This is a genomic window from Bernardetia sp. ABR2-2B (assembly GCF_037126435.1).
Lineage (GTDB): Bacteria > Bacteroidota > Bacteroidia > Cytophagales > Bernardetiaceae > Bernardetia.
Genome location: NZ_CP147020.1, coordinates 2,236,343 through 2,257,183 on the forward strand (window position 1 = coordinate 2,236,343; position 20,841 = coordinate 2,257,183).

Sequence of the window (20,841 nt, forward strand, 5' to 3'; positions counted from 1 at the left end):
TTTGAAAAATGAATGCTTCAAATATATCTGTTACTCGTACTATTCCACAAATTGACTCTTCCAAAGGTACTCGCTATGCCATTTCGGACATACATGGCTGCGCTCAAACGTTCAAAGCACTCATCAAAAAAATAAACCTTTCTTCTCATGACCAGCTTTTTTTATTAGGAGATTATATCAATAAAGGACCTGATAGCAAAGGAGTTTTAGATTATATTATAGAACTTCAAAAAACCTACTCTGTTTTTTGTTTGCGAGGAAATCACGAAGAACTTCTTATAAGAGCGCATCGTAGGGCAGGAGGAGATAAATCAATTCGTCTCGTTCCTGTTTTGCATCGTGGGAGAGGTTTGGTAGATGAAAACCGTCGTATTCTGCCTGAATATTTACCTTTTTTGGAAAGTTTGTGTTATTATTTTGAATTAGAAGATTATTATTTGGTTCATGCAGGTTTTGATTTTGAAGCTCCAGACCCTTTCTCTGAAACTGAAAAAATGCTTTGGTTGCGTTATTTCGAAGTTGATACAAATATAGTGGGCGAAAAAAGAGTTATTCACGGACATGTTCCTGAATATTTACAGTTTATTCAAGAAGAGATTGACTATGGTTATCCTTCTATTTGTATTGATAATGGTTGTGTTTATAAAGCACGTAGAAAAGCAGGTTTGGGACAACTCTTAGCTCTTAACTTAGATACTTTAGAAATCATTTTGCAAGAAAATATAGAAACAGAACGCTCTTCGTCAAGAAGTCATTTTTTGTAAAAAGAAGGATTGCTCCCAGCTCCTTGCATTCGTATTTCCCTAATTCCCAATATCTATTTCCTATGTCCTAAATAATTGCATTCGTATTTCCCTAATTCCCAATATCTATTTCCTATGTCCTAAATAATTGCATTCGTATTTCCCTAGTTCCCAATATCTATTTCCTATGTCCTAAATAATTGCATTCGTATTTCCCTAGTTCCCAATATCTATTTCCTATGTCCTAAATAATTGCATTCGTATTTCCCTAGTTCCCAATATCTATTTCCTGTGTCCTAAATAATTGCATTCATATTTCCCTAGTTCCCAATATCCAGTCCCTAATTCCTAATAAGCTGCTCTTCTCAAACGGTCATTGATTGCTCTTCCTAATTCTTTTTCGGGTAAAAGTTCTGCCAAAATAATTTTAATATTGAGCTTATCTAGTTCTCTCATATGAGAAAAAAGGTTTTGTGCAGCTTCCGAAAAATCACCTTTTTCTGATAAAACAAATTGATGTTGAGTAGGAATTTGATTGTACGTTTTATTAAATGACAAAATTCCTATTTCATTATTTGATATATTTTCCTTCAACATTTGTTCGATATTTCCCAAACGCATTTTTATTTTGGGTGCATAATGACTCAAAAGCATTCCAGAAGAAGCTACTTTTGTTAGTTCTTTTTTATCAGAATGAGGATTCGAATTTGAATGTTCCTTTACAATCAGTTTTCCCACTACTTTCTCTAGTTCTTCTATTGCTATTCCTCCTTTTCTAAAAACTGTTAGTTGTCCATTTTCTTCTCCAATTATTGTTGATTCTACTCCTATCTGACAGCTTCCCCCATCTAAAATATAACTTACTTTTTCGCCTAATTGCTCAAAAACATGATTTGCCGTTGTCGGACTGATATAACCAAACGGATTTGCACTTGGTGCAGCTAGTGGAAAATCAAGACTTTTAAGAAGCTCTAAAGTAAGACTATGGTTTGGAATACGAACAGCAACGTGTGGAAGCCCACTTGTTACAAGGTCTGGAATAATTGGTTTTCTAGGTAAGAGTAGTGTCAAAGCACCTGCCCAAAAATGTTTTCCTAGTTCTTCTGCCCAGCTTGGAAAATCAGTTGTCCAGCTTTTAATTTTATCAATACTGTCTGTATGGACAATCAAAGGGTCAAAAGTAGGACGGTTTTTGGCTTCAAAAATTTTGGCAACAGCCTTTATATCAAAAGCATTGGCTGCCAAACCATAAACTGTTTCGGTAGGAATAGCAACTAAACTTCCTTTTTCTAAATTTTCTTTTGCAATTTTTATATTGCTTCCAATAATTGATTTTTGATTCAAAATATAATCTGGTTTTTTCTTTAAAATGAATGAAAGATTATTTATTAATGTTATGTGTCTTTAGTGAGACACTAGAAATAGCAAAAAATTATATTATTTGTCTTCTAGAGGATGTCCTATATTTAAAAAAAATGTTCGTAATTTATCAAATATTGTATAATCTGTTTTTATGTTATCTTGATAATCATTTTCTATTCTATCACAAGATAAACAGATGTTTAATAAAGATATTATATTGTGATTACTATCATAAAATACAATCATTTCTCTAAAAACTGGCGCACACATCCAATCATATTGTTGACTAAAATCTGTACTTAAAATTTGCTGTAAAACTTCATATTTGGTACTATTTTTTATAAAAACACCTGTTTCTTTTGCTGTTGGGTGAGGAAGACCCGTTTTTACTAAAAGTTCTTTTGTTCCCCTAATCATTAGGCTTAATACTCTACTTCTTTCTATTTCATCTATCGTACTTTTTAGTTTGACCTCCAACTCATCATTGTAACTTCTAGTTTCTTCTAACCTAAGAAGAGAATAGGTTTTAAAATATGAAAAGTTTAATTTTTCAATAAATTCTTTTGTAGTCATAGCAGTTTTTTTTTAAAAAAACCCTAAGATTCTTCAAAAAACCTTAGGGATTGAGTTTTTATTTTCCTTCCAAGTAATCTCTCAAATATTCAAAATCTTCTCCAAGGTCTTTATTTTTTGCGATGGTAGCTCTGCTGATTCGCTTTCCATCTGTGAAATTATGTTCTTTCAAATAATGAGGATTATCTTCAAATAATAAATATGGCAACACTTGGTCTATGAGTTCTCTACCAAAATCTTTTGAGGCATTTCTAGGAAGCTCACAAGGCAAATTATCTACTGCCATAACTGTTATATTTTTTTCATCAGAAAATGGTTTTTCTTCACTTTCTGTTTCTGCATTATAATCATAATGAGGCTCTGCAATCGTAGAAGGACGTTTTGTAGAAGGAATAGAACCTTCAATATCGCAAGTAATATCTGCAATGACTTTTATTTTGAAATCATGTTGTTTCATCTCCTCTTTTGTAAACAAAACAGGTGATTTTGGATTCCAATAAGCAGCAGCAATTAGTAAATCAGTTTTTTGAGTAAAATCTGAAAAATGACTTTCATAATTTGTAGCATTATCATAAAAATCTCTTAGCTCAAATTCTTTATTTTCTTTAGAGCTTCCTTTTTTGAAATGATAATCTTTTGAGCGTAGCTGGGTAAAAACAGCTTCATCAAACTCTTTACTCAAATAATCTTCTGGGCTTACTTCTTTTATTTTCATTCCCTTCAAAACTTCTACCGAACCCTTTGCAACTCTTCCACCTCCCGTAACGGCAATTTTGATATTTGGGAGTTTTACTTTTTCAAACTCACTCCACATTTCGTCCATATCAAAACATTCATTGGCTGATTTCAAATCAAACAAACCAAAACGCTTTCCATACGTCAAGATTCCATTATACGCTCCTACAATTCCAGCATAACGACCAAAGGCAATTACTCGCTGTCCTGCTGCATTAGTCAGAACTTCATAATCTATGAGACGAATATTACTTTCTACTATTTTTTCTAATAAATCTTGATTATAAGGCTGTTTTTTGATGGTATGAGAGAAAAATAAATACGTTTTGTTGGGAATAAGCTGAGGTTTTGGAACTTCTTTTACGCCTAAGAGAATACTCGCTTCGTTTATATCTTCTGTGATTCTACAACCTGCTTTTTCATATTCTTCTTCTGAAAAACAACGAATGGGACTTGGCTGAACCAAAATCTCAAAATCCTTATCAACTGTTCTATATTTATCTAAAACTTCTTTACATTGTGTGGGAGTAAGAGCGACACGACGGTCTGGTGGCGTTTTGCCTTCACGAATAATAGCTATTTTTTGCATAAAAAGGAACTGTGTTTCTGTGTGTTAAACTTAATTTCGCTGCAAAATACGAAAAAAATGTTCCTTCTGTTTGAGTTGTTGGAGACTGTAACGGTAAGCTGAAAATAAAGACCAAATAAATCTAATTTATAATGACCCACACTGGCAAATCTAAAATTTAGCTACGCTGACTTAAAAGTTGCCATACTGATAAACCGTAGTCGCAGATTACGTTTAACTATAATTTATTTTTTCATTCTACATCCAACTGAGAGCAAGTAGCTATCTAAACTTCTTAATTATATTTGGTATTTTATTTTTCAATTCATCTGAATTTTTGATTTTAGACTTTATTTCTCCATAAGACGTTGCTAGATAGAATTTTAAAACAGATTCTTTTTCTAATACCTCATAAGGATCTTCTAAGGCATTGTTAGAAAGGGAAAAACTTAATTCTTTTATAGTATATACACCTTCAGTAGAAGGTCTAATCGTTTTATAACACTTCCCATCTGATAGTACTTTGAAACAACCCATTTCAACTGATTCTGCCTCTTCTGTGGTTATTACAACTGGGTCGTAAGTGGTTTTTTCATGCTTCGAACTCGGCATAATTAATCCAATATTTCGATATGCCTCCAGTTCTTCATACTTTGTATGTACCTCCATATCAAAGACTATCAAATTCCTAGAATACTTTTGTTTTGAATAAAAATTCAAGACTACATAATCTAAATGGGGATCTTGTTCTTCAAAATTAAGTACAACTGAAATAGTTTCATTTATATCATTAACATGATGTTCTTTTTTAGTGAAAGCAAATAAAAACACAAGCAATATAAAGGTAATTTTTCTCATAGATAAGATATTTTAATGGATTGTTCACATTATTATTCAAATACTAAAAATTATTGTAAATGTTTCTATTTTAGTTCATAAAGTTGATTTCTAAAATCCTCGTACAAAAATACTTTGTCAAAATCCGTTTCAATATTCATATCAAATGATTCATCTACTTCAAAAGAACTTGCTCCTAATCCACCAATTATTAATACTAACCACTGTTTTAATTCTGTGTTTTTTCTGTATGTAGCGATTTTATCTTTTTTCTTTTCTATATGTTTAAATATCAAATCTTTGGTAATTGTCTTTTGCATATAAGCTCCGAAATTTGGAATTACATTTTTTCTACTATGCCTCATTTTGTGTGCATCTCTCACAATTTTATTTTCAATTAATGTATCTGTCAGAATAAACTTTTTAACAATTTCCGTCAAGTCAGAAATCAAATTTACCTTATCATTTACCTTAAAGCTCAAATTACCTTTCAAATAGAGGTTTACAAGACAGTTTGGAATTGAATCATCATTCTGTAAATTTATTTCAACTTTCTCACAAATATTTTCATAGAATCCTTCTTTTGCCTTAGCTTCATTATCTAAAATCAATTCGTGTTCAACACCAATTGATACTTGTCCATTCGTTATTACAAAATCTGGTTTTTCAGTTACTTCCTTTATTTCAAAGTCATTAAAGTAAGTCCCTAAAAGTTTTCCAACTTGACATAACTCTAAGATTTTCTGTTGGTCGTCTTTTTTGTATTTATTAAGCCCCTCTAAATGAGAACTAATTTTTTGAGCAATTAAATTGTGAGTATCCTTGAACTCTACTTTAGATTCTATTTTTTTCATGATACTATAATTGTTTGAAAAGATATTCCCCTGCCCTCGCTCATTTTTAACGAATGAGCAATATGTATTCAGCTTCCAGTCATATATTTTGCAGATGTAAATTAGTTAATTTTCATTTACTTTCAAAGGAGATAGAAGACTTGGCTAAACTGACTTAAAAGCTGTATTATCCTTCTTTCACTCATCATCCAAAGTCTTCAAAAAAGCAATTACATCTTTAATCTCTTGTTCGGATAAATTCAAAGGTTCAGTAGGTAAGGTTTGATATTCCAAATCAATTCCAATTCCTGCACCACCACCACGATTATAAAAATCCATTACTTCTTCTAGTGTTTGATAAACTCCGTTGTGCATATAAGGAGCAGTTTTTGAAATATTTCGAAGTGTTGGCGTTTTGAAAAAATGCTTTCTTTCTTCTGTTTGGAAAACGTTATATCTTCCTAAATCAGTATCAATTTTGGCATTGATGGTATCGTTTTTTGAAGGAACTCCAATCAATTCAATTTCAGATTCTTTAAACGATGGTGGAACTGTTCCATTGAAAAGTGGCGCAAAATGACAGGTTGCACAAGCAGCTTTTCCCATAAAAAGATTAAAACCATTGATTTCATTTTGTGTAAAACTGTTCTCTGTTCCATTCATATTTCTGTCTAATTTAGAAGAAAAAGGCGAAAAACTTCGGATATAATCTGCCATTGCTGTACGGATATTTTGTTCGGTAACACTGTCTGGGTAAAGCTCTGAAAACTGTTTTACATAAACTGGATTTTCTTTGACAGCTTTTAATATAATTTCTGCATTGGTATGAAATTCTGTTTCATTATTAATAACCGATACAATTTGTCCTTCAAGGCTTCCTGCTCTGTTGTCGTGAAAAAAGCCTTTTTGAAGTGCTGCATAAGTGAGCGTCGGACTATTTCTTTTTTGTCCTTCTGAAATTTTCTTTCCATCTGTAAATGCTAACTCTTGGTTATGACAAGTCGCACAGCTCATTTTTTTGTTGCTAGAAAGATTTACGTCATTGAAAAGCTGTTTGCCTAAAACAATTTTATCTTTTGAGATCTGTCCTAGTTTTTGGTCAGAAAAGAAATTGAGATTGAATGTAGAATCTGAAAAAAGTGAAGTAGCATCGTTTTGAATGGCAAGTTCTAAAGGAAAATCTATATTCCAATCTTTTGCTGTTTTGTTCCAAAGCTGAATCTGTTCTTCTGTATGATTCTTTATAAATGAATACCTATCAAAATTCTCAAAATTAGTTTTGTCATCTTCATTCAAAAACTGAATACTTTTTTGTAGTGAATTTTTCCATTCTTGATACATGTTTTCATCTTCAAATTCATTTTCAAAGAAAGTCAAGTAGTTTTTTAGTTCTTCATAAACAGTTTTGTTATCATCAAGAGAAATTCCAGACGGCGAATCAAAACCAGTAATTCCTGTAAGTGCCACTCTAAAAATTGCATCTCTAAAAAGCCACAAAAAATGATAGTTTTTATAAACAGAAAGGTCAGTATTTTGAGAAATGAGTGTTAATCTTTGCAATGTTTTGTCTGCACTTTTCTGAATATTTTTGATTGTTTCTTTGTCTATGTTTCCATTTTGAGGAGTTTCTAAAAACAAAAGCTCTTCCAATACTTGAAATCCAAAAGGCTCTATAATTTTGATATTCGTTGCGTCTTCTTCTTCTACTTTCAAGATATTTGGAGCATTTAATGTTTTGTAATTATCAGCATCTACAAAAGCTAAAATTGGTTCTATTTTCTTAAAACTATTTCTCGCTTCTCTATAATGCTTCTGACTTTTTTGAATATGAACTTTATTGTAAGCAGTATCTTTATCAATAAAATTGAGTGCTGTTTTGGTAGCTTCTAAATTTTTGATACAGTTTTCTATATTGGATAAATAAATTGCTTCTATTTCTTTGAATGGATTTGTAATTTCTTTTTTGCTGTCTTTTTGAGGAATTTCTTTTTGTGAGTTTTGACAAGCAACTGCAACTAATAAAATAGAAAGTATGGTAAGTAGAAATGTGGAGAGTTTCATTTGAGGTTATGTTTATTAACCGTCAACGAGGCATAAAGCCGTCGTTGAGGTATTTTACAGTATTAAATTTCAAAAACCCTAAGAAAAAATTGAATGATTCAATCATTTCTTAGGGCTGTTTTAGACATTATTTTAATGACGTAAGAATAGAAAAAATTATCTTCCTAAACCATTCACAACAAATAACATACTGCCTTCTTTTCGGCTATTTTCTACATTAGAAACTGCATTTGGGTCTGTAAAAGCTGTGCCGTCAGCATTTTCCCAACCGTGATTTTGAGTAATAACTATGAAAGTTTCATCTATTCCTACTATATCAGAAACATCAATCATTCCTGTTATTTCCCAAATTCTATCTTCTTTGCCATAGCCTTGTGCTGCTGCTGTGATTTGGTCGCATTCCAAAACAGTTTTTAATGCTCCACTTCTCAAATCGTATTGATACAAACGTGCATAATGCGTTTTGTCTTGTGTATCAAAATAGCCATTTGGGTCTTCTTGAATGTAAGCATAGTTTTCAGTTACCAAAATATTATCTGGACTGTGGAATGCTTTTGCTTTGCCATCTAGTTTGTCGCCATCTAAAACACAAGTAATTTTTCCTGCTTTTGTAGGGTCTTCTGGGTTCATTTCTAATTTGTAGATACGTCCGTAGAGTGTTCCTTTTCCTACCAAACCATCTTTTTTACGTCCTGTAACACAAAAATAAATTTCTCTGTTGTTTGAAGCTGAACCTCTTCTCCAGTCAATGTCTTCTACTCTTGAGAATCCCATTGTGCCTTGTTCTTTTGCTTCTGCATCAAGCAAATCAATGTTTTTTTCATTGAGTTCTACAAATTCCATATCGTAAGAATTACCTTCTTTCATATCCATTTCATAATTGATACCTGCCGAAGTTACTTTCAAAGCATAAAGTTTTCCTCCATCTAAATCTCCTCTATCGCCTACGTACATTCCAAGCTGACCAGAAGGAACAGAATTATCTGCATGGTCATCTCCAATGAAAACAACGGTCTGATTAGGATAAGCATCTTTTCCGATTGGAACAGCATTTTCCGTCGACCATTGTCCCATCGCTGTCAGCATACGAGCCGAAGAGGCAGAAGTAGCACTTTTGAAAGGGTCAGTTGCAAAAACTCCCTTTGAAGCTCCACCCCATTCTCCACCAGAAAGATATAAAGGACCAAATCCGTGTTCTTGTGGCGTAACTAAAGTACCTGAACATTGAGCCGTAGCAGCCGTAGCTTGTGCATTGAGAATATAATCGCCCTTGATAGGCTTGAAAGTTTTGTCAAGTGTAATTCTTGCGATAGAATAATCTGCCTCAATGTTGTTGATGAGTGTATAAGTTCCGTCTGCGTTTTGCAATAAACCTGCTCCGTCAGCCATTGAACCATACACAAAGTTGGGAGTTTCGCTTAGTTTGTCTTCTGAAGAAAGTAAAGGATAAACTTTTACAGATGAAAATTCGGGAGATAGCTTTAAAAAGGAAGGTGTAATAGAATGAGCTGCTAATTCTGCTTCTGTTGTGATTGCTTCTGGTGTGTCTTCGTTGTCTTTACAAGAAGAAATAAGACTTGAAGCTGCCAGAGCAAAGGTAAATAAGGTAATTCTTGAAGTTTTCATTTTGAATGATTTTGAATAGTAAATTTTTGACTGAGCATTTAGTGATTTTTTGATGCTGCAAACTTACTCTCCTCATCTTACCTAGATATAAACTCTTGACTACAAAATTATAATCATTCAAAACGATTTCTTTGGATTCTTTTAACCCAAAGTTTTTTTATTCAAAAATGGAAAATCTATTTATTTTGTATTTTTCCTTGATTTACAACTAGCTAGAGCTATTTCTTTAATTTGCTAAGATTACTAAAGTGTTAAAAGTAATTAGATGATTTAATTACTCTAAGTCGCATTTCCCTAATCAAAAAGCTTCTGCTACTCCAAAATAGAAATTTAGGTTATCCCCTTTTGCTATATCAAAACGAAGGTTGAGCCTTTCAGCTTTTGAAAGTTGGAAACGTATTCCTGCCCCATAGCCTGTTTTTAGATTAGATAGATTGAGTTCTGAAACAGAATTATATACCTGTCCAATGCTCCCAAAAATAACCATTCCAATAGGTTCAAGAATTGGAAAGCGATATTCTGCTTGTGTTGCAATAACGTTGTTATCTATAAAACGCCCTTGAATATAGCCTCTCATAAGTTCATTTCCTCCCAATGGAGCTAGTTCTAGTAGGGGAGTAGTTTGACTATTAAAAATTCCAAAGGCTTGAAATGCAAGTATATCGTTTCTTTCAGAGAGTTTGAAATAATGTCGCATATCCATTTGAAGTGTTCGAAAAGGAATACTACCTCCTATTTTTTGATGGTTTACATATCTAAAGTTGTAAAAAACTCCTTTGAAGCAGTTCAAAATATTATCTCTACTATCCAAAATAGCACCTAACTGCCATCCTATAGCTACTGAACCTTTATAGCCAAAAGGCTTTTCCATATCTATCAGTCCTTCTTTGTTATACTTAATATTCCAAATGTTTCTATATCTAAAACCTACACCTAGGAAAAACTGTCCAAAAATTTTCTTGTACAAGATATTTGAAGAGCGAATATTTTGATAATCAATGATTTCCTCATCTTCTTTACGTGAAGAAATTCCGATACCAAAATAAGATTGAAGAAACTTAGAATATCTACTATTTCCCCTAATCATATAGTTTTCGTGGTTAGTAAAAATGGTGTATCTGCTGCCTATAATAAACTGATTTCTGAGAGTGTAGGCTATCATATTACCTGCATTGGAAGTACGAGTAGAGGAAGAGATATTTTTAAATCTGAAATTCCAATTGATTCCTGTTCCTACTCCCCAACTTGTAACAGGGCTATATGTAAGCCCAGGAGAGAGAACTAATTTGCTTCTGAACCGAATTGAGTCTTGTGTTTTCTCTGCTTTGTTCTGAAAAGCTAATAAATCTGTGATTTTTTTGACAAAACTCTTTTGCTCTGTTTTGTTTTGGGTAAGATGTGTAGAATCTGTTGTGTGAGAAGTTTGTGCTTTTAGTATTCTTGGAGAATAACATAAAACTACAAAAAAGTATAAAAATAAAGTACGTTGCATTGAAAAATATCTATTTGGGAAATAGTTTTGAAGTTTTTTTGAATTTGTAATGTATCTTTCCCCAAAAGAATTATCAATCTTTGATAGATATTTTATTTAGCAAAGGTTGATAGTTTTAATTTCCCCCCGTTTCCACAATATTTATTTTATGGAATACGATTTTATATCAAAATACAAAATAATATACAGTATTTCTAAAATCACTAAAATAATTACAGACTATTGATATATTCAATCACTAGCTCAACTCCTTCTTCATCAATTACAGTTGTTCCTAAATAGGGCATTTCTCCACTTTGTAGAACTTCCTTAATTTTATCCTTATTATCTAAGATTCTAGTATTTGATATATCTGTCTCAAATCTAAAATCGTAACCTGTTCTTGCTGGTCTGCTCCATCCAGAAGGGCTATGACAATGAGCACAGTTCATTTCCATATAAGCCCTGCCTTTCTCTACTGATGTAACATTTAAACTTTTGTAGTTTGGAATTTTTGCAACTTGACTTTTATCAAAATCATTTAGAATCTCAAGCGATTGTAAGTGTTCTAATTGATTGATACTTTCATTATTTCGTATTACATCTATATTTAGGTTTCTTAGCTTAGGACCTATCGGCAAAACTTCTGAATTGAGTTGGTGGCAAGAAATACATTCATTTTGATTCGGTACTTGATACCTAATTGTTCTGTTTATCCCAGACAGAGTTGTCCAACTGACTTGTGTATCATAACCATTTAATTTTAAGTCAGCATCCGTTTGTTCGTCATTCCAAACATAAGTAGCAACATTCCATAAACCCTCACTTTTAATAAGTAACCTTGTTTCTATTACCTTTTTGCCCAAAGTTGTATCTCTAACATCATTGAAATAATAAAATGTTTTGACCAAAATTGTTCCATTAGAAAAAATAGGAATACCATTACCATCATATATCATTTTTTCTCCTGTGGGTAGTTTAACGAGCCTTTGTTTCTCAGCATAATTTGAAAATAAAGCTGAACTAAGTTCTAATAAATGGTATTCTGCAGAAGGATTCAATTTTTTAATCTCTCCTTGATAAATATTGTAGCTAGAGAGTTTATCTTCAAACTGCTCTGTTCTTGGTATTGGGAGAGAGTCTTCTTGCTCTGCACAAGAAAATAATATTAACGTGAACTCGGTATTAAAAACAGTTTGAAATATCTCTCTATCTACAAGGAAAGCTACTTTCGGTCTGCTCTAACGATACTGACCTACTTTTAATCAAGGTCAGCCCGAAAGGGCAGTACCGAAGATTAAAAAAAACAGGCTAACTATTTGACAATCAGTAGGTATAATCCCGAGTTTACGTTAATATTACTAATGAACATATAACCAGAGACAAGAATAAAAATAGGGAATTGTTATTTTTCATTTGTAATTGTGAAGTTGTTTAAGAATAGGAAAGCTAAGGTCTATATGTTACCAAACATGAATAGGAATTAGAAAACTAAAAATATCTGAAATACACTACCAAACGGTCTGCTCTACGAAGCTGACCTATATGGAAATATAGTAGCAAGAATCATTCTTAAACAGGTTTGGTGTTTTAAAAACTATCTTCTCAATAGACGTATTTTTTTATTCTACCCCCTATTTGATTTCAAATAAATTTTACAAATCATCATTATCAGCCTTTGGAGGTGTTCGGATTCCTACTAAAAGACTGCTCCACTCATCAGCTTTCCATAATCCTTTGTCATTGCGAGTTACTTTTATAGGACGTGGCGAATCTGCTCCCGAAGAAGGCACAAATAACTTTATTTTTCCTTCATCTTCTGAGCCACTATATTTATTTGTAGAAAAACTAAACTTCAAAGGCTTGTCAGATAAACTATATCCTTCTTGTGGAGATGTTTCCAAAACATAAGAGTTAGGTAAAAAAGGGTAGCGTTTGAGTTGGTCTTTTATCAAACGAAGGTCAGAAGGATTGGGAATATAGCCTTTATAACCTTTACTACTTTTTTGTAAGCGAGATTTTGCTACTGCCACAGTCAGAGGAGCTAAATCATTATCCGAAGAATTGACATACATCATACAAGCCACAATAAACATTGTTGCACCTCCTTTTGGTGTTGTGGAAATTTTATCACGAACTTCTAAAAACTCATCTATATTTTGAGGCAAACGGCTTATTTCAACTTCATTATTTTCTTCTTTGATAGATATTGAAGGCAAGTTATTGACTGGTTCTGATGTTTCTGTATTCTCTGTATTAGAAGATGTCGTTGTATTATTTTTTTCTTCTGTGGCAGAAGCTTCTGATTTTTCTATCTTGGTGTTTTCTTGTTTTTCTGATTTATTTTGACAGGAAACATTCAAAAAAAGTAAGCAGAGTAAAAAAAGAGAGTAACGTAACATAAGCAATAAGTAAAGTTTGGTGAAATAATGTAAGTAGAAAAACTTATTTTAAGAAGCAACGGAAGGCTCTCCTCTCATCAAAACAAACTCATTAAAACTTGGCTCTTCTTTTATTTCCAAACGAATTTCTCCCACTTGAATAAGCTCTAAAATAGCTAAAAAGTTAAAAACGACCAAAACACGGTTTCCACTTTCTTTCAAGACTTCTATAAAATCTACTCGTTCATTATTCAAGACCTTCTGAATCAAATATGCTCTTTGATTATTTACGCTGTATGGATAGGGTTTTATATTATTTAATTTTGGCTTTGAAAGCTCGTGCAGTTCCATTGCATTCTGAAAAGCCTTTAGGAGTTTGTACAAATCTACATCTTCCAAATCTACATCTTCTGGACGGACTTTATTAAGCGATTTGAGTTCTGAAATAATATTTCCTCTCACTTCTCTAGCCAAAGCATCATCTTCTAAGTTAGAAAGCTGCTGAATAACAGGACGGTAACGCTTGTATTCTAAAAGCTGTTGGATAAGTTCTTTTCTTGGGTCAATAATATTTCCTTCTTCATCCACCTGCTCACGAGGAAGTAGCATTTTTGCTTTTATTTGCATGAGCGTGGCAGCTACTACAATAAATTCACTTGCCAGTTCAATATTCATTTGTTCTAGCGCACGGATATACTCCAAAAAATCAGTCGTTACTTTGGTAATCGGAATATCATAAATATCTAATTCGTCCCTCTCAATAAAGAAAAGTAACAAATCAAATGCGCCTTCAAAAACGGGTATTTTTATTTCGTACATAGATGCAAAGTTAGAAATATGAAGTTAGGTTTTAGAAGTTATTTGATAGATGTAATAAAAAAATGAGTCTAATTAAATTTCTGTTATGTAGATTTTACTTCATAATATCGATTAATTGCCTTATTAATTACTAATAATAGATCATTTCCATGGTATTGAATTGTGCCTTCTATAGATTTTACCCTACTAATTACAACTGTAATTTTATCTTTTTCTCTTGCTCCATCAAGTTTAACTAGAACAATATTACTCTCTTCTTTTATTTTTTCTAATTGCTCAAAGGCTTCTTCTAGGTTATATTTCATTGTTTTTTAGTTAAAAAAAGTAATTAAATTTATGACTTCTTCCTATTCTCAATAAATAATTTTTCTCGTTCTAGCTCTGCTTTTAGCAAAAACAACTTTGTCAGTAGTTTTTTGGTAATCCAAAATAACTCTGACAATAGTTCTATAATAAACTATTGTCAAAGTCTGATTACAGACTATTTACAAAGTTTCAATTTATCTTCTTTTCCAAAATATCTAAAGAAAATTAAAATCATCATCATCAAATTCTAATTTTTCATTGTATTCGTGAAGGAGACTTTATTCAATATTTTAAGTAAAATTTTATGGCGTTACAATCTAAAAAATAATTCTTTCATATCGATTACTTCTGCAAATTCTTTATTTAGACTTGCTAAAGTAGTTTGATGAATTATTTCTGATGAAAATTTTTCTCCGTTTACTCCAATTCTGTCAAATGTAGCTGTTGCATCAGATATTAATAATGTCTCAAAGCCAAAATTACCAGCCATTCTTGTTGTTGTTGAAACACAATGATTTGTTGTTAGTCCTACAATTACTAAATTTTTGATATTCTGCTTTTCTAACCTTTCTTTTAAATCTGTTCCTATGAAAGCACTATTTACATTTTTTTTGATTACAGGCTCTCCTTTCAAAGGTTTTACTTCATTTTTTATCTCAAATCCTGCGTGAGATTCATGCAACCTTGAAGTAGGAGTTTGAGAACTATGAACAATATGAAAAATAGGTAGGTTTAGTTCTCGCCATTTGCTTAAAATTTGTCCTGATTTTTGTTCAGCATCTTTGTTATTTCGATTGCCTCCCCAATACTCTTCCTCATCAAAAGCTTTCTGAATATCAATCAAAAGTAGTGCTATTTTTTTTTGTCTTAATTTCATTTTATATGTTGTTTTTTTGATAAATATTATTTCACATACAGAATAAAGATGTAATTTAAGTAACTCGAAAGAGAATAGAATCAGAATTTATCTAATTTCTATTCTCCCTTTTCAATCTTTAAAGAAAAACTAAAACTCCAAATCATCATCATCAAATTCTAATTTTTCATCGCACTCAAAACAAAAAAGTTCTGTCGGACTATCATCTTCTACTAGCATTGATTCTTGAAAAACAAGTTTTCCATCTTCTGCTGAAAATAAATCAAAATGATTGGGTTTGGTTACAAACTCGTTGCCACCACAAGACTCACAAATATATTTTTCTGTTGCCATTTTTTTATAGACTGGTTGAATATTTTAGTAACATACTGAATCAGATGTTACATTTTTTCAAATTTACACACAAAAAAGCGTATTGCAACTAAATTACAATACGCTTTTTTAAAAAATTTAGAATGTTATTTTTTAATTTTCAATAACAAGTTTGCGTTCGATAATCTGATTTCCAATTTTAATTTTGAGATTATAAATGCCATTTTTCAAGAAATCAGTTTTATAATTGATTTTTTGGCTTCCTGCTTCGTATTCTTCTTTTACAACTTCATAACTCTCTAAAGTTTGAAGATTATAAATTTTGATTTCTACTGCTGATTTTTCTTTTAAGTTCAAAGCAATATTTACAAAGTCTGAGGTGGGATTAGGAAAAATATTGATAGCAATTTCTTCTACTGTTTTTTCTGTTTTCTCTTCTTTGATTTCTTTCTTTTTTAGTGTAATTAAAATTACTCCGTTTGCACCTCGTGAACCATAAAGAGCTGTTGCTACTGCTCCTTTTAAAACTGTAATTGATTCAATATCTTCTGGAGAAATTGTAGTTAAAACAAAATCACTTTCTTGTAGTATTCCGTCTATTATACACAATGGGCGATTATTTCCATTAAATGTTCCACAACTTCTTATTCTAATTGTAGTTTTGGTTGTGTCTTTTACTGTTTGTGTTGTGTCCTTTACTTTAGCTTCATAATGAGGAACACCATTTATATTAACAGTTGGTAAAGGCTTATCATCAACAAGTGTTATTACTTGAATACAAACTATTTTACCAGCTAGTGCAGTTTGTATAGTGGTTGTATCTATCTGCCCAAAAACTAAACTTTCCTGTCCTCTAATAAAAAATAAAACAGAAATGATAAAAACGATTTGATAGATTTTTTTCATAACAGGAGATTGATTTTAAGGCAATTTATTATTTGACTCTCTAAAACCATACGCACAAAAAAAATGTATTGCTGCAAAGAACAATACATTTTTTTATGTTTTATAACTTTTTCAACCGTCAACGAGGCGTTGCCGTCGTTGAGGATTTGATAAAGAAAATTATCTTACTGTCTTGATATGAGCAATTTGGTCAATTCTCTCTTGTGCAATCTGAATAGCTACATCTTGAGCGTTTTTGTTTTCAGATTGTGAAGTATTGATCACTTCCAAACACATATCATAAAGGCGTTCTGTTTTTTGAACGACCCACTCACGAGGAAGAGATGCAAATTCAGAATAAACATTGATTACACCACCCGAATTAATCAAAAAGTCTGGAACATAAATAATTTCACGCTCAAGACAAGCATTTCCGTGTATCGTTTCGTCTTTAAGCTGATTGTTTGCACAACCTGCAATGATTTGACATTTCAAACGGCTCAATGTTTCATCATTTACTGTCGCTCCAAGCGCACACGGAGAATAAATATCAACATCTAAATCATAAATTTCATCTAAGCCTACAATTTCTACTTTGTATTTCTTTGCAATATCTATCAGACGGTCTTCATAGACATCCGTAACATAGATTTTTGCACCTTCTTTTGATAAATGCTCAATGATATATTCGCCTACGTGTCCTGCACCTTGAATAGAAACTTTTTTACCTTCTAAGCTATCACTTCCGTATAATTTTTTGGCTGCAGCTTTCATTCCCATATATGTACCCAAGGCAGTAAATGGAGAAGGGTCGCCCGAACCACCACGATTTTCATCCAAACCAGTTACGTGTTTGGTTTCCATAGCGATATAGCTCATATCAACTGTCGTCATTCCTACGTCTTCAGCTGTGATATACTTTCCGTTTAGGCTTTCTACGAATTTACCAAAACGACGCAACAAAGGCTCATTTTTTTGAGTACGTGCATCGCCAATAATGACAGCTTTTCCACCACCTAGATTAAGTCCAGCGATAGAGTTTTTGTAAGACATGCCACGAGAAAGGCGAAGCGCATCAGTTACAGCTTCATTGCTAGTAGCATAATTCCACATTCTAGTTCCACCCAAGGCAGGCCCTAAAACAGTAGAGTGAACTCCAATAATTGCACGAAGTCCAGAGTGTTTGTCTTGACAAAAAACGAGATTTTCGTGTCCCATTTTTTGCATGATTTCCATTACAGAATCAGTTGTCGGAGGTGTGAGTGTTTGTACCATAATTTAAAGAGGAAAAGAGGTAATATGTGTGTGTTTATTGATGTAGTAGCAAGACAAGTCTTGCTTAAATAATTGTAGATACAATTATAAATATAAAGAATTTTATTAATGTTGATTGCTCAAATTATTTCATTAGACCAAATATAATTTTGAAGTCTGTCTTTCGAAAGAATTTTATTTGCAGAGCGTTGTTTAGTAACTTCCTATTCACAAAAATATAATAATAATTGAATAAATCGCTATTTCATTGATAATCAGCTAGTAATAAAAAAAATTTCGCTGAAAATCTATTTTGTAAAAAGTCTGTATTACAAAATAATAGTTCATTAACAAACAATATTGCATTGTGAATTAATTGTTAAATAAGTTAAAATCAGTAGGAAATTTTTTTTGTTTTTTTTTAAAAAAAAGTTCATCTTTTTTGCTCAAATTAACCTTTACAGTAAATTTTGCGTTAATTTACCTTTCTTATCCACTCAAAAATGCTATGAAATATATTCGGAAATTATTAAATCCTCTTATTCCTTTTCTTGTTTTGCTTATAATTTTGGCTAAGATGAGTTATGACCATTTTTCAAAGTTAGAAGATTATACGGAGGAGGAAAATAAACTTTTAATGGCTAACATTGATAACCTTAGAGAAATACATAAAAAAAAGTGTGTACGATTGGAAGTATTATAAATACTTTCCAAGAAAACAAGGTAACGATTGTAGTTTTGATTCCTTAACAAGGATAAATGAAGAAAAAATTAATTTGCTTAAAGAATTATATGAGCGTTATTATCTTCAAAACAGTCAATATATTATGACTAATAATCTTATTTTTGGAAACACTCAGTACAGAATAAATGGAAAAATTATAGCATTATTTAGGAATTACGTTTCCGAGGTTCAAAAAGTAGATAGTGTACTTATACCTATTTTTAAAGATTATGAGTTTAATAATGGTATTTCTGAAACAGAGCTTCAACGTTTGTATGTTTCTAAAAACAAAAAAGAGTTAGAGTATATCATCTCTTTATTTGCAACAGAAATAACTATAATCCATAATAGAGCAATTGAAGAGTTTATTTATCAAAAGGTATTTTTAAGGGAGAGTAAATTTCTTCGTAAAAACACTCAAATTATTCCCATTTTGAACACAGATAGCAGCTCCCTACAAATAGAAACACCTCTTTTTTTGGCATTAGATACTACAGAAACAAAAATCAGGAAACAGCAGAAACCACATCAAATAGCGCATCATTTTTCAGAAAATAGTTGTTTTTTAGTTGTTGAAGGGAAAAGAGCTATGCAAAGCATAATGGACGACAAATTTTATATGACTGTGAGGACATTAAAAACAACAGAAAACTGTGATACCACATTTATTCGAAATTATTAAACTACAAAATGAAGAACTTTAAAGGCATTTTAGGAGCTATACTTTGGATAATTGTCATTCTTATAGGATTTTACTTTTATCAATTTTCTAATCAAGAAAAAAAATTTATTTCTATTTATAACAGTAATGACAGTATTTTATATGAAAGCATGTACAAAAAATACAAAATAGACAGATTAGACATGACCGAACTACATTTTTATACTGATGAAAGTTTAACAGAACGCTCATACCCATCTGAACAACGTATCTATACTTTCAACAATTCTTATCCAATATTAGACTCACTTAAAAAAAATAATTTAATTACTTTAAATTCTATCATAACTCGTATTACATCTAAAGTAGATACACAAGCCATCATACATTCTGAACTAGCTTGGATAGCAGATGAAACAACAAACCCAAAGTTAAAATATCTCAGCAAAACTTGGCTTTCTAGAATATATGCAAATGCTTGGATAGATGTAATGAAAGGTGTGAAAATACGTCGCCTAGGGTTTGAACTCAAAAGAATAAAAGGAGATTCACTCGGTGTATTTATGAAGAGTTCAGATATTCCAAAAATATATTTAGACCAAACCATAAACATCAAAGAAGACCAAAATAAATTCTCAATCACTACGCACTATTTTGGAAGAGATACATTAACGGTTACAAAAAACTATCGCATCACAACTCCAAAAGGACAGAAAATACAGCCTTTTGATTACGAAGAAATAAAATAAAAATTTATGTCAGAATATATCGTATCAAAGTCATATCAAAACGAGGATTTTACAGAAAGTGAATTTTTAAAAGGAGAATATGAAGAATGTATTTTTTTGAATTGTATCTTTTCGCATAGTAATTTATCACATACTACATTTATTAATTGTAGCTTCGAAAGCTGTGATTTGAGTAGTGCAAAACTAGGAAATACTTCTTTTCAAGAAACAAAATTCAGAAACTCTAAACTTTTAGGTCTTCAATTTTCAGATTGTAATCCTTTTTTATTGGCTCTACATTTTGAAAACTGTTTGCTTGATTTTTCTTCCTTTTATAGGCTCAATCTCAAAGATTCTACCTTCAAAAACTCAACACTCAAAGAAGTAGATTTTACAGAAACAAATCTAAAAAACATAATTTTTCAAGATTGTGAACTAGTGGGAGCTATTTTCGAAAATACTATTTTGGAAGGAGCAGACTTCCGAAGAGCAACTAATTATTCTATTAATCCAGCTAAAAATAAAATCAAAAAAGCCAAATTTTCAACGTATGGAATAAAAGGGCTTTTGGATAGCTATGATATTTTGATTGAATAATTTTAAAAACTAAAAAACTCTTCTCTATTTTTAAAAATAGAAAAGAGTTTTGTCTTTACTTGTTGAAAGTGATACTTTTTACTTTACTAAGTGAGGCTCTACCATTGAGCGAAGACCTGCGAGAGGCATCATACCCGACTGACGAGAAACTGCTTCGCCATTCTTAAAGACAATAAAAGTAGGAATTCCTCGTACATTGAAAGTAGAAGCAACAGCAGGATTATTATCTACATTTATTTTGACTACTTTTACTTTTTCTCCCATTTCAGAAGAAAAATCAGTAATCACAGGTGTCATTGCTTGACAAGGTCCACACCAGTCTGCATAAAAATCTACTAAAACAGGTGTTTCTGATTGAATAATATCTTGAAATGATGGCTTAACGTCCATAATATTTAGTTTTTTGATGTTTTGTAATTGAGTTAAAAAAATGAGTTGAAAAAGTTTGAATTCTGTATTTTGAAATAATTTACACAAACATATCAACA

22 protein-coding genes are annotated in these 20,841 nt (G+C 31.6%); 5 read left to right on the forward strand and 17 right to left on the reverse strand.

The genetic code is table 11. From position 1 onward, the window contains the following. Positions 1 to 8 precede the first annotated feature (8 nt). Positions 9 to 764 carry a metallophosphoesterase family protein gene (locus WAF17_RS09355; protein ID WP_338769200.1) on the forward strand — a complete coding sequence of 252 codons (756 nt, stop codon included), beginning with the start codon at positions 9 to 11 and terminating at the stop codon, positions 762 to 764. A 327-nt stretch (positions 765 to 1,091) separates the two neighbouring features. On the opposite strand, the gene WAF17_RS09360 is transcribed toward WAF17_RS09355, so the two are convergent. From WAF17_RS09360 to WAF17_RS09435, 16 genes are all read right to left on the reverse strand, one after another. Continuing rightward, a complete protein-coding gene (locus tag WAF17_RS09360) occupies positions 1,092 to 2,087 on the reverse strand; it encodes an L-threonylcarbamoyladenylate synthase (protein WP_338769203.1) in 996 nt (331 codons plus the stop codon). Positions 2,088 to 2,180: 93 nt separating this feature from the next. After that, positions 2,181 to 2,678 (reverse strand): hypothetical protein, encoded by a 498-nt coding sequence (locus WAF17_RS09365; protein WP_338769205.1) that lies wholly within the window; start codon positions 2,676 to 2,678, stop codon positions 2,181 to 2,183. Between the two features lie 58 nt (positions 2,679 to 2,736). Next, complete coding sequence (locus WAF17_RS09370; RefSeq protein ID WP_338769209.1) at positions 2,737 to 4,002, reverse strand: NAD(P)-dependent oxidoreductase; 1,266 nt, start codon at positions 4,000 to 4,002, stop codon at positions 2,737 to 2,739. Between the two features lie 261 nt (positions 4,003 to 4,263). Next, positions 4,264 to 4,839 carry a hypothetical protein gene (locus WAF17_RS09375; RefSeq protein ID WP_338769211.1) on the reverse strand — a complete coding sequence of 192 codons (576 nt, stop codon included), beginning with the start codon at positions 4,837 to 4,839 and terminating at the stop codon, positions 4,264 to 4,266. A 65-nt stretch (positions 4,840 to 4,904) separates the two neighbouring features. After that, positions 4,905 to 5,672, reverse strand: coding sequence for a hypothetical protein (locus WAF17_RS09380; protein ID WP_338769213.1), 768 nt, complete (start codon positions 5,670 to 5,672; stop codon positions 4,905 to 4,907). A 177-nt stretch (positions 5,673 to 5,849) separates the two neighbouring features. Next, on the reverse strand, positions 5,850 to 7,712 hold the full coding sequence (locus WAF17_RS09385; protein ID WP_338769215.1) for a cytochrome c peroxidase: 1,863 nt from the start codon (positions 7,710 to 7,712) through the stop codon (positions 5,850 to 5,852). A gap of 156 nt (positions 7,713 to 7,868) precedes the next feature. Beyond that, positions 7,869 to 9,338 (reverse strand): alkaline phosphatase PhoX, encoded by a 1,470-nt coding sequence (locus WAF17_RS09390; protein ID WP_338769218.1) that lies wholly within the window; start codon positions 9,336 to 9,338, stop codon positions 7,869 to 7,871. A gap of 298 nt (positions 9,339 to 9,636) precedes the next feature. Next, positions 9,637 to 10,830: a hypothetical protein gene (locus WAF17_RS09395; protein ID WP_338769221.1), complete on the reverse strand. Its 1,194-nt coding sequence runs from the start codon at positions 10,828 to 10,830 to the stop codon at positions 9,637 to 9,639. Between the two features lie 212 nt (positions 10,831 to 11,042). Beyond that, positions 11,043 to 11,870 carry a c-type cytochrome gene (locus tag WAF17_RS09400; protein WP_338769222.1) on the reverse strand — a complete coding sequence of 276 codons (828 nt, stop codon included), beginning with the start codon at positions 11,868 to 11,870 and terminating at the stop codon, positions 11,043 to 11,045. Positions 11,871 to 12,464: 594 nt separating this feature from the next. Next, complete coding sequence (locus tag WAF17_RS09405; RefSeq protein WP_338769223.1) at positions 12,465 to 13,211, reverse strand: hypothetical protein; 747 nt, start codon at positions 13,209 to 13,211, stop codon at positions 12,465 to 12,467. A gap of 48 nt (positions 13,212 to 13,259) precedes the next feature. Beyond that, positions 13,260 to 14,009, reverse strand: a complete 750-nt coding sequence (locus WAF17_RS09410; protein ID WP_338769224.1) for a segregation/condensation protein A — start codon at positions 14,007 to 14,009, stop codon at positions 13,260 to 13,262. A gap of 83 nt (positions 14,010 to 14,092) precedes the next feature. Next, positions 14,093 to 14,314 (reverse strand): hypothetical protein, encoded by a 222-nt coding sequence (locus tag WAF17_RS09415; protein WP_338769226.1) that lies wholly within the window; start codon positions 14,312 to 14,314, stop codon positions 14,093 to 14,095. A 311-nt stretch (positions 14,315 to 14,625) separates the two neighbouring features. Continuing rightward, complete coding sequence (locus tag WAF17_RS09420; RefSeq protein ID WP_338769228.1) at positions 14,626 to 15,192, reverse strand: cysteine hydrolase family protein; 567 nt, start codon at positions 15,190 to 15,192, stop codon at positions 14,626 to 14,628. A gap of 129 nt (positions 15,193 to 15,321) precedes the next feature. Next, the gene (locus tag WAF17_RS09425) at positions 15,322 to 15,525 is read right to left on the reverse strand and encodes a hypothetical protein (protein WP_338769231.1); all 204 of its coding nucleotides are present in this window, start codon (positions 15,523 to 15,525) and stop codon (positions 15,322 to 15,324) included. A gap of 132 nt (positions 15,526 to 15,657) precedes the next feature. After that, a complete protein-coding gene (locus WAF17_RS09430) occupies positions 15,658 to 16,410 on the reverse strand; it encodes a TonB-dependent receptor plug domain-containing protein (protein WP_338769234.1) in 753 nt (250 codons plus the stop codon). A 159-nt stretch (positions 16,411 to 16,569) separates the two neighbouring features. Next, positions 16,570 to 17,664, reverse strand: a complete 1,095-nt coding sequence (locus WAF17_RS09435; RefSeq protein WP_338769238.1) for a Glu/Leu/Phe/Val dehydrogenase — start codon at positions 17,662 to 17,664, stop codon at positions 16,570 to 16,572. Positions 17,665 to 18,151: 487 nt separating this feature from the next. Here WAF17_RS09435 and WAF17_RS09440 point away from each other — a divergent pair, with 487 nt between their 5' ends. The 4 genes from WAF17_RS09440 to WAF17_RS09455 all read left to right on the forward strand — a co-directional run bounded on the left by WAF17_RS09440 (position 18,152) and on the right by WAF17_RS09455 (position 20,353). Then, on the forward strand, positions 18,152 to 18,346 hold the full coding sequence (locus WAF17_RS09440; RefSeq protein WP_338769240.1) for a hypothetical protein: 195 nt from the start codon (positions 18,152 to 18,154) through the stop codon (positions 18,344 to 18,346). Positions 18,347 to 18,470: 124 nt separating this feature from the next. Next, positions 18,471 to 19,049 (forward strand): hypothetical protein, encoded by a 579-nt coding sequence (locus WAF17_RS09445; RefSeq protein ID WP_338769242.1) that lies wholly within the window; start codon positions 18,471 to 18,473, stop codon positions 19,047 to 19,049. A gap of 8 nt (positions 19,050 to 19,057) precedes the next feature. Further along, positions 19,058 to 19,777, forward strand: coding sequence for a hypothetical protein (locus WAF17_RS09450; RefSeq protein ID WP_338769244.1), 720 nt, complete (start codon positions 19,058 to 19,060; stop codon positions 19,775 to 19,777). A 6-nt stretch (positions 19,778 to 19,783) separates the two neighbouring features. Further along, on the forward strand, positions 19,784 to 20,353 hold the full coding sequence (locus WAF17_RS09455) for a pentapeptide repeat-containing protein (protein WP_338769246.1): 570 nt from the start codon (positions 19,784 to 19,786) through the stop codon (positions 20,351 to 20,353). 78 nt (positions 20,354 to 20,431) lie between these two features. Here WAF17_RS09455 and trxA read toward each other — a convergent pair whose 3' ends face one another. Further along, a complete protein-coding gene (trxA, locus tag WAF17_RS09460) occupies positions 20,432 to 20,743 on the reverse strand; it encodes a thioredoxin (RefSeq protein WP_338769249.1) in 312 nt (103 codons plus the stop codon). Positions 20,744 to 20,841 lie beyond the last annotated feature (98 nt).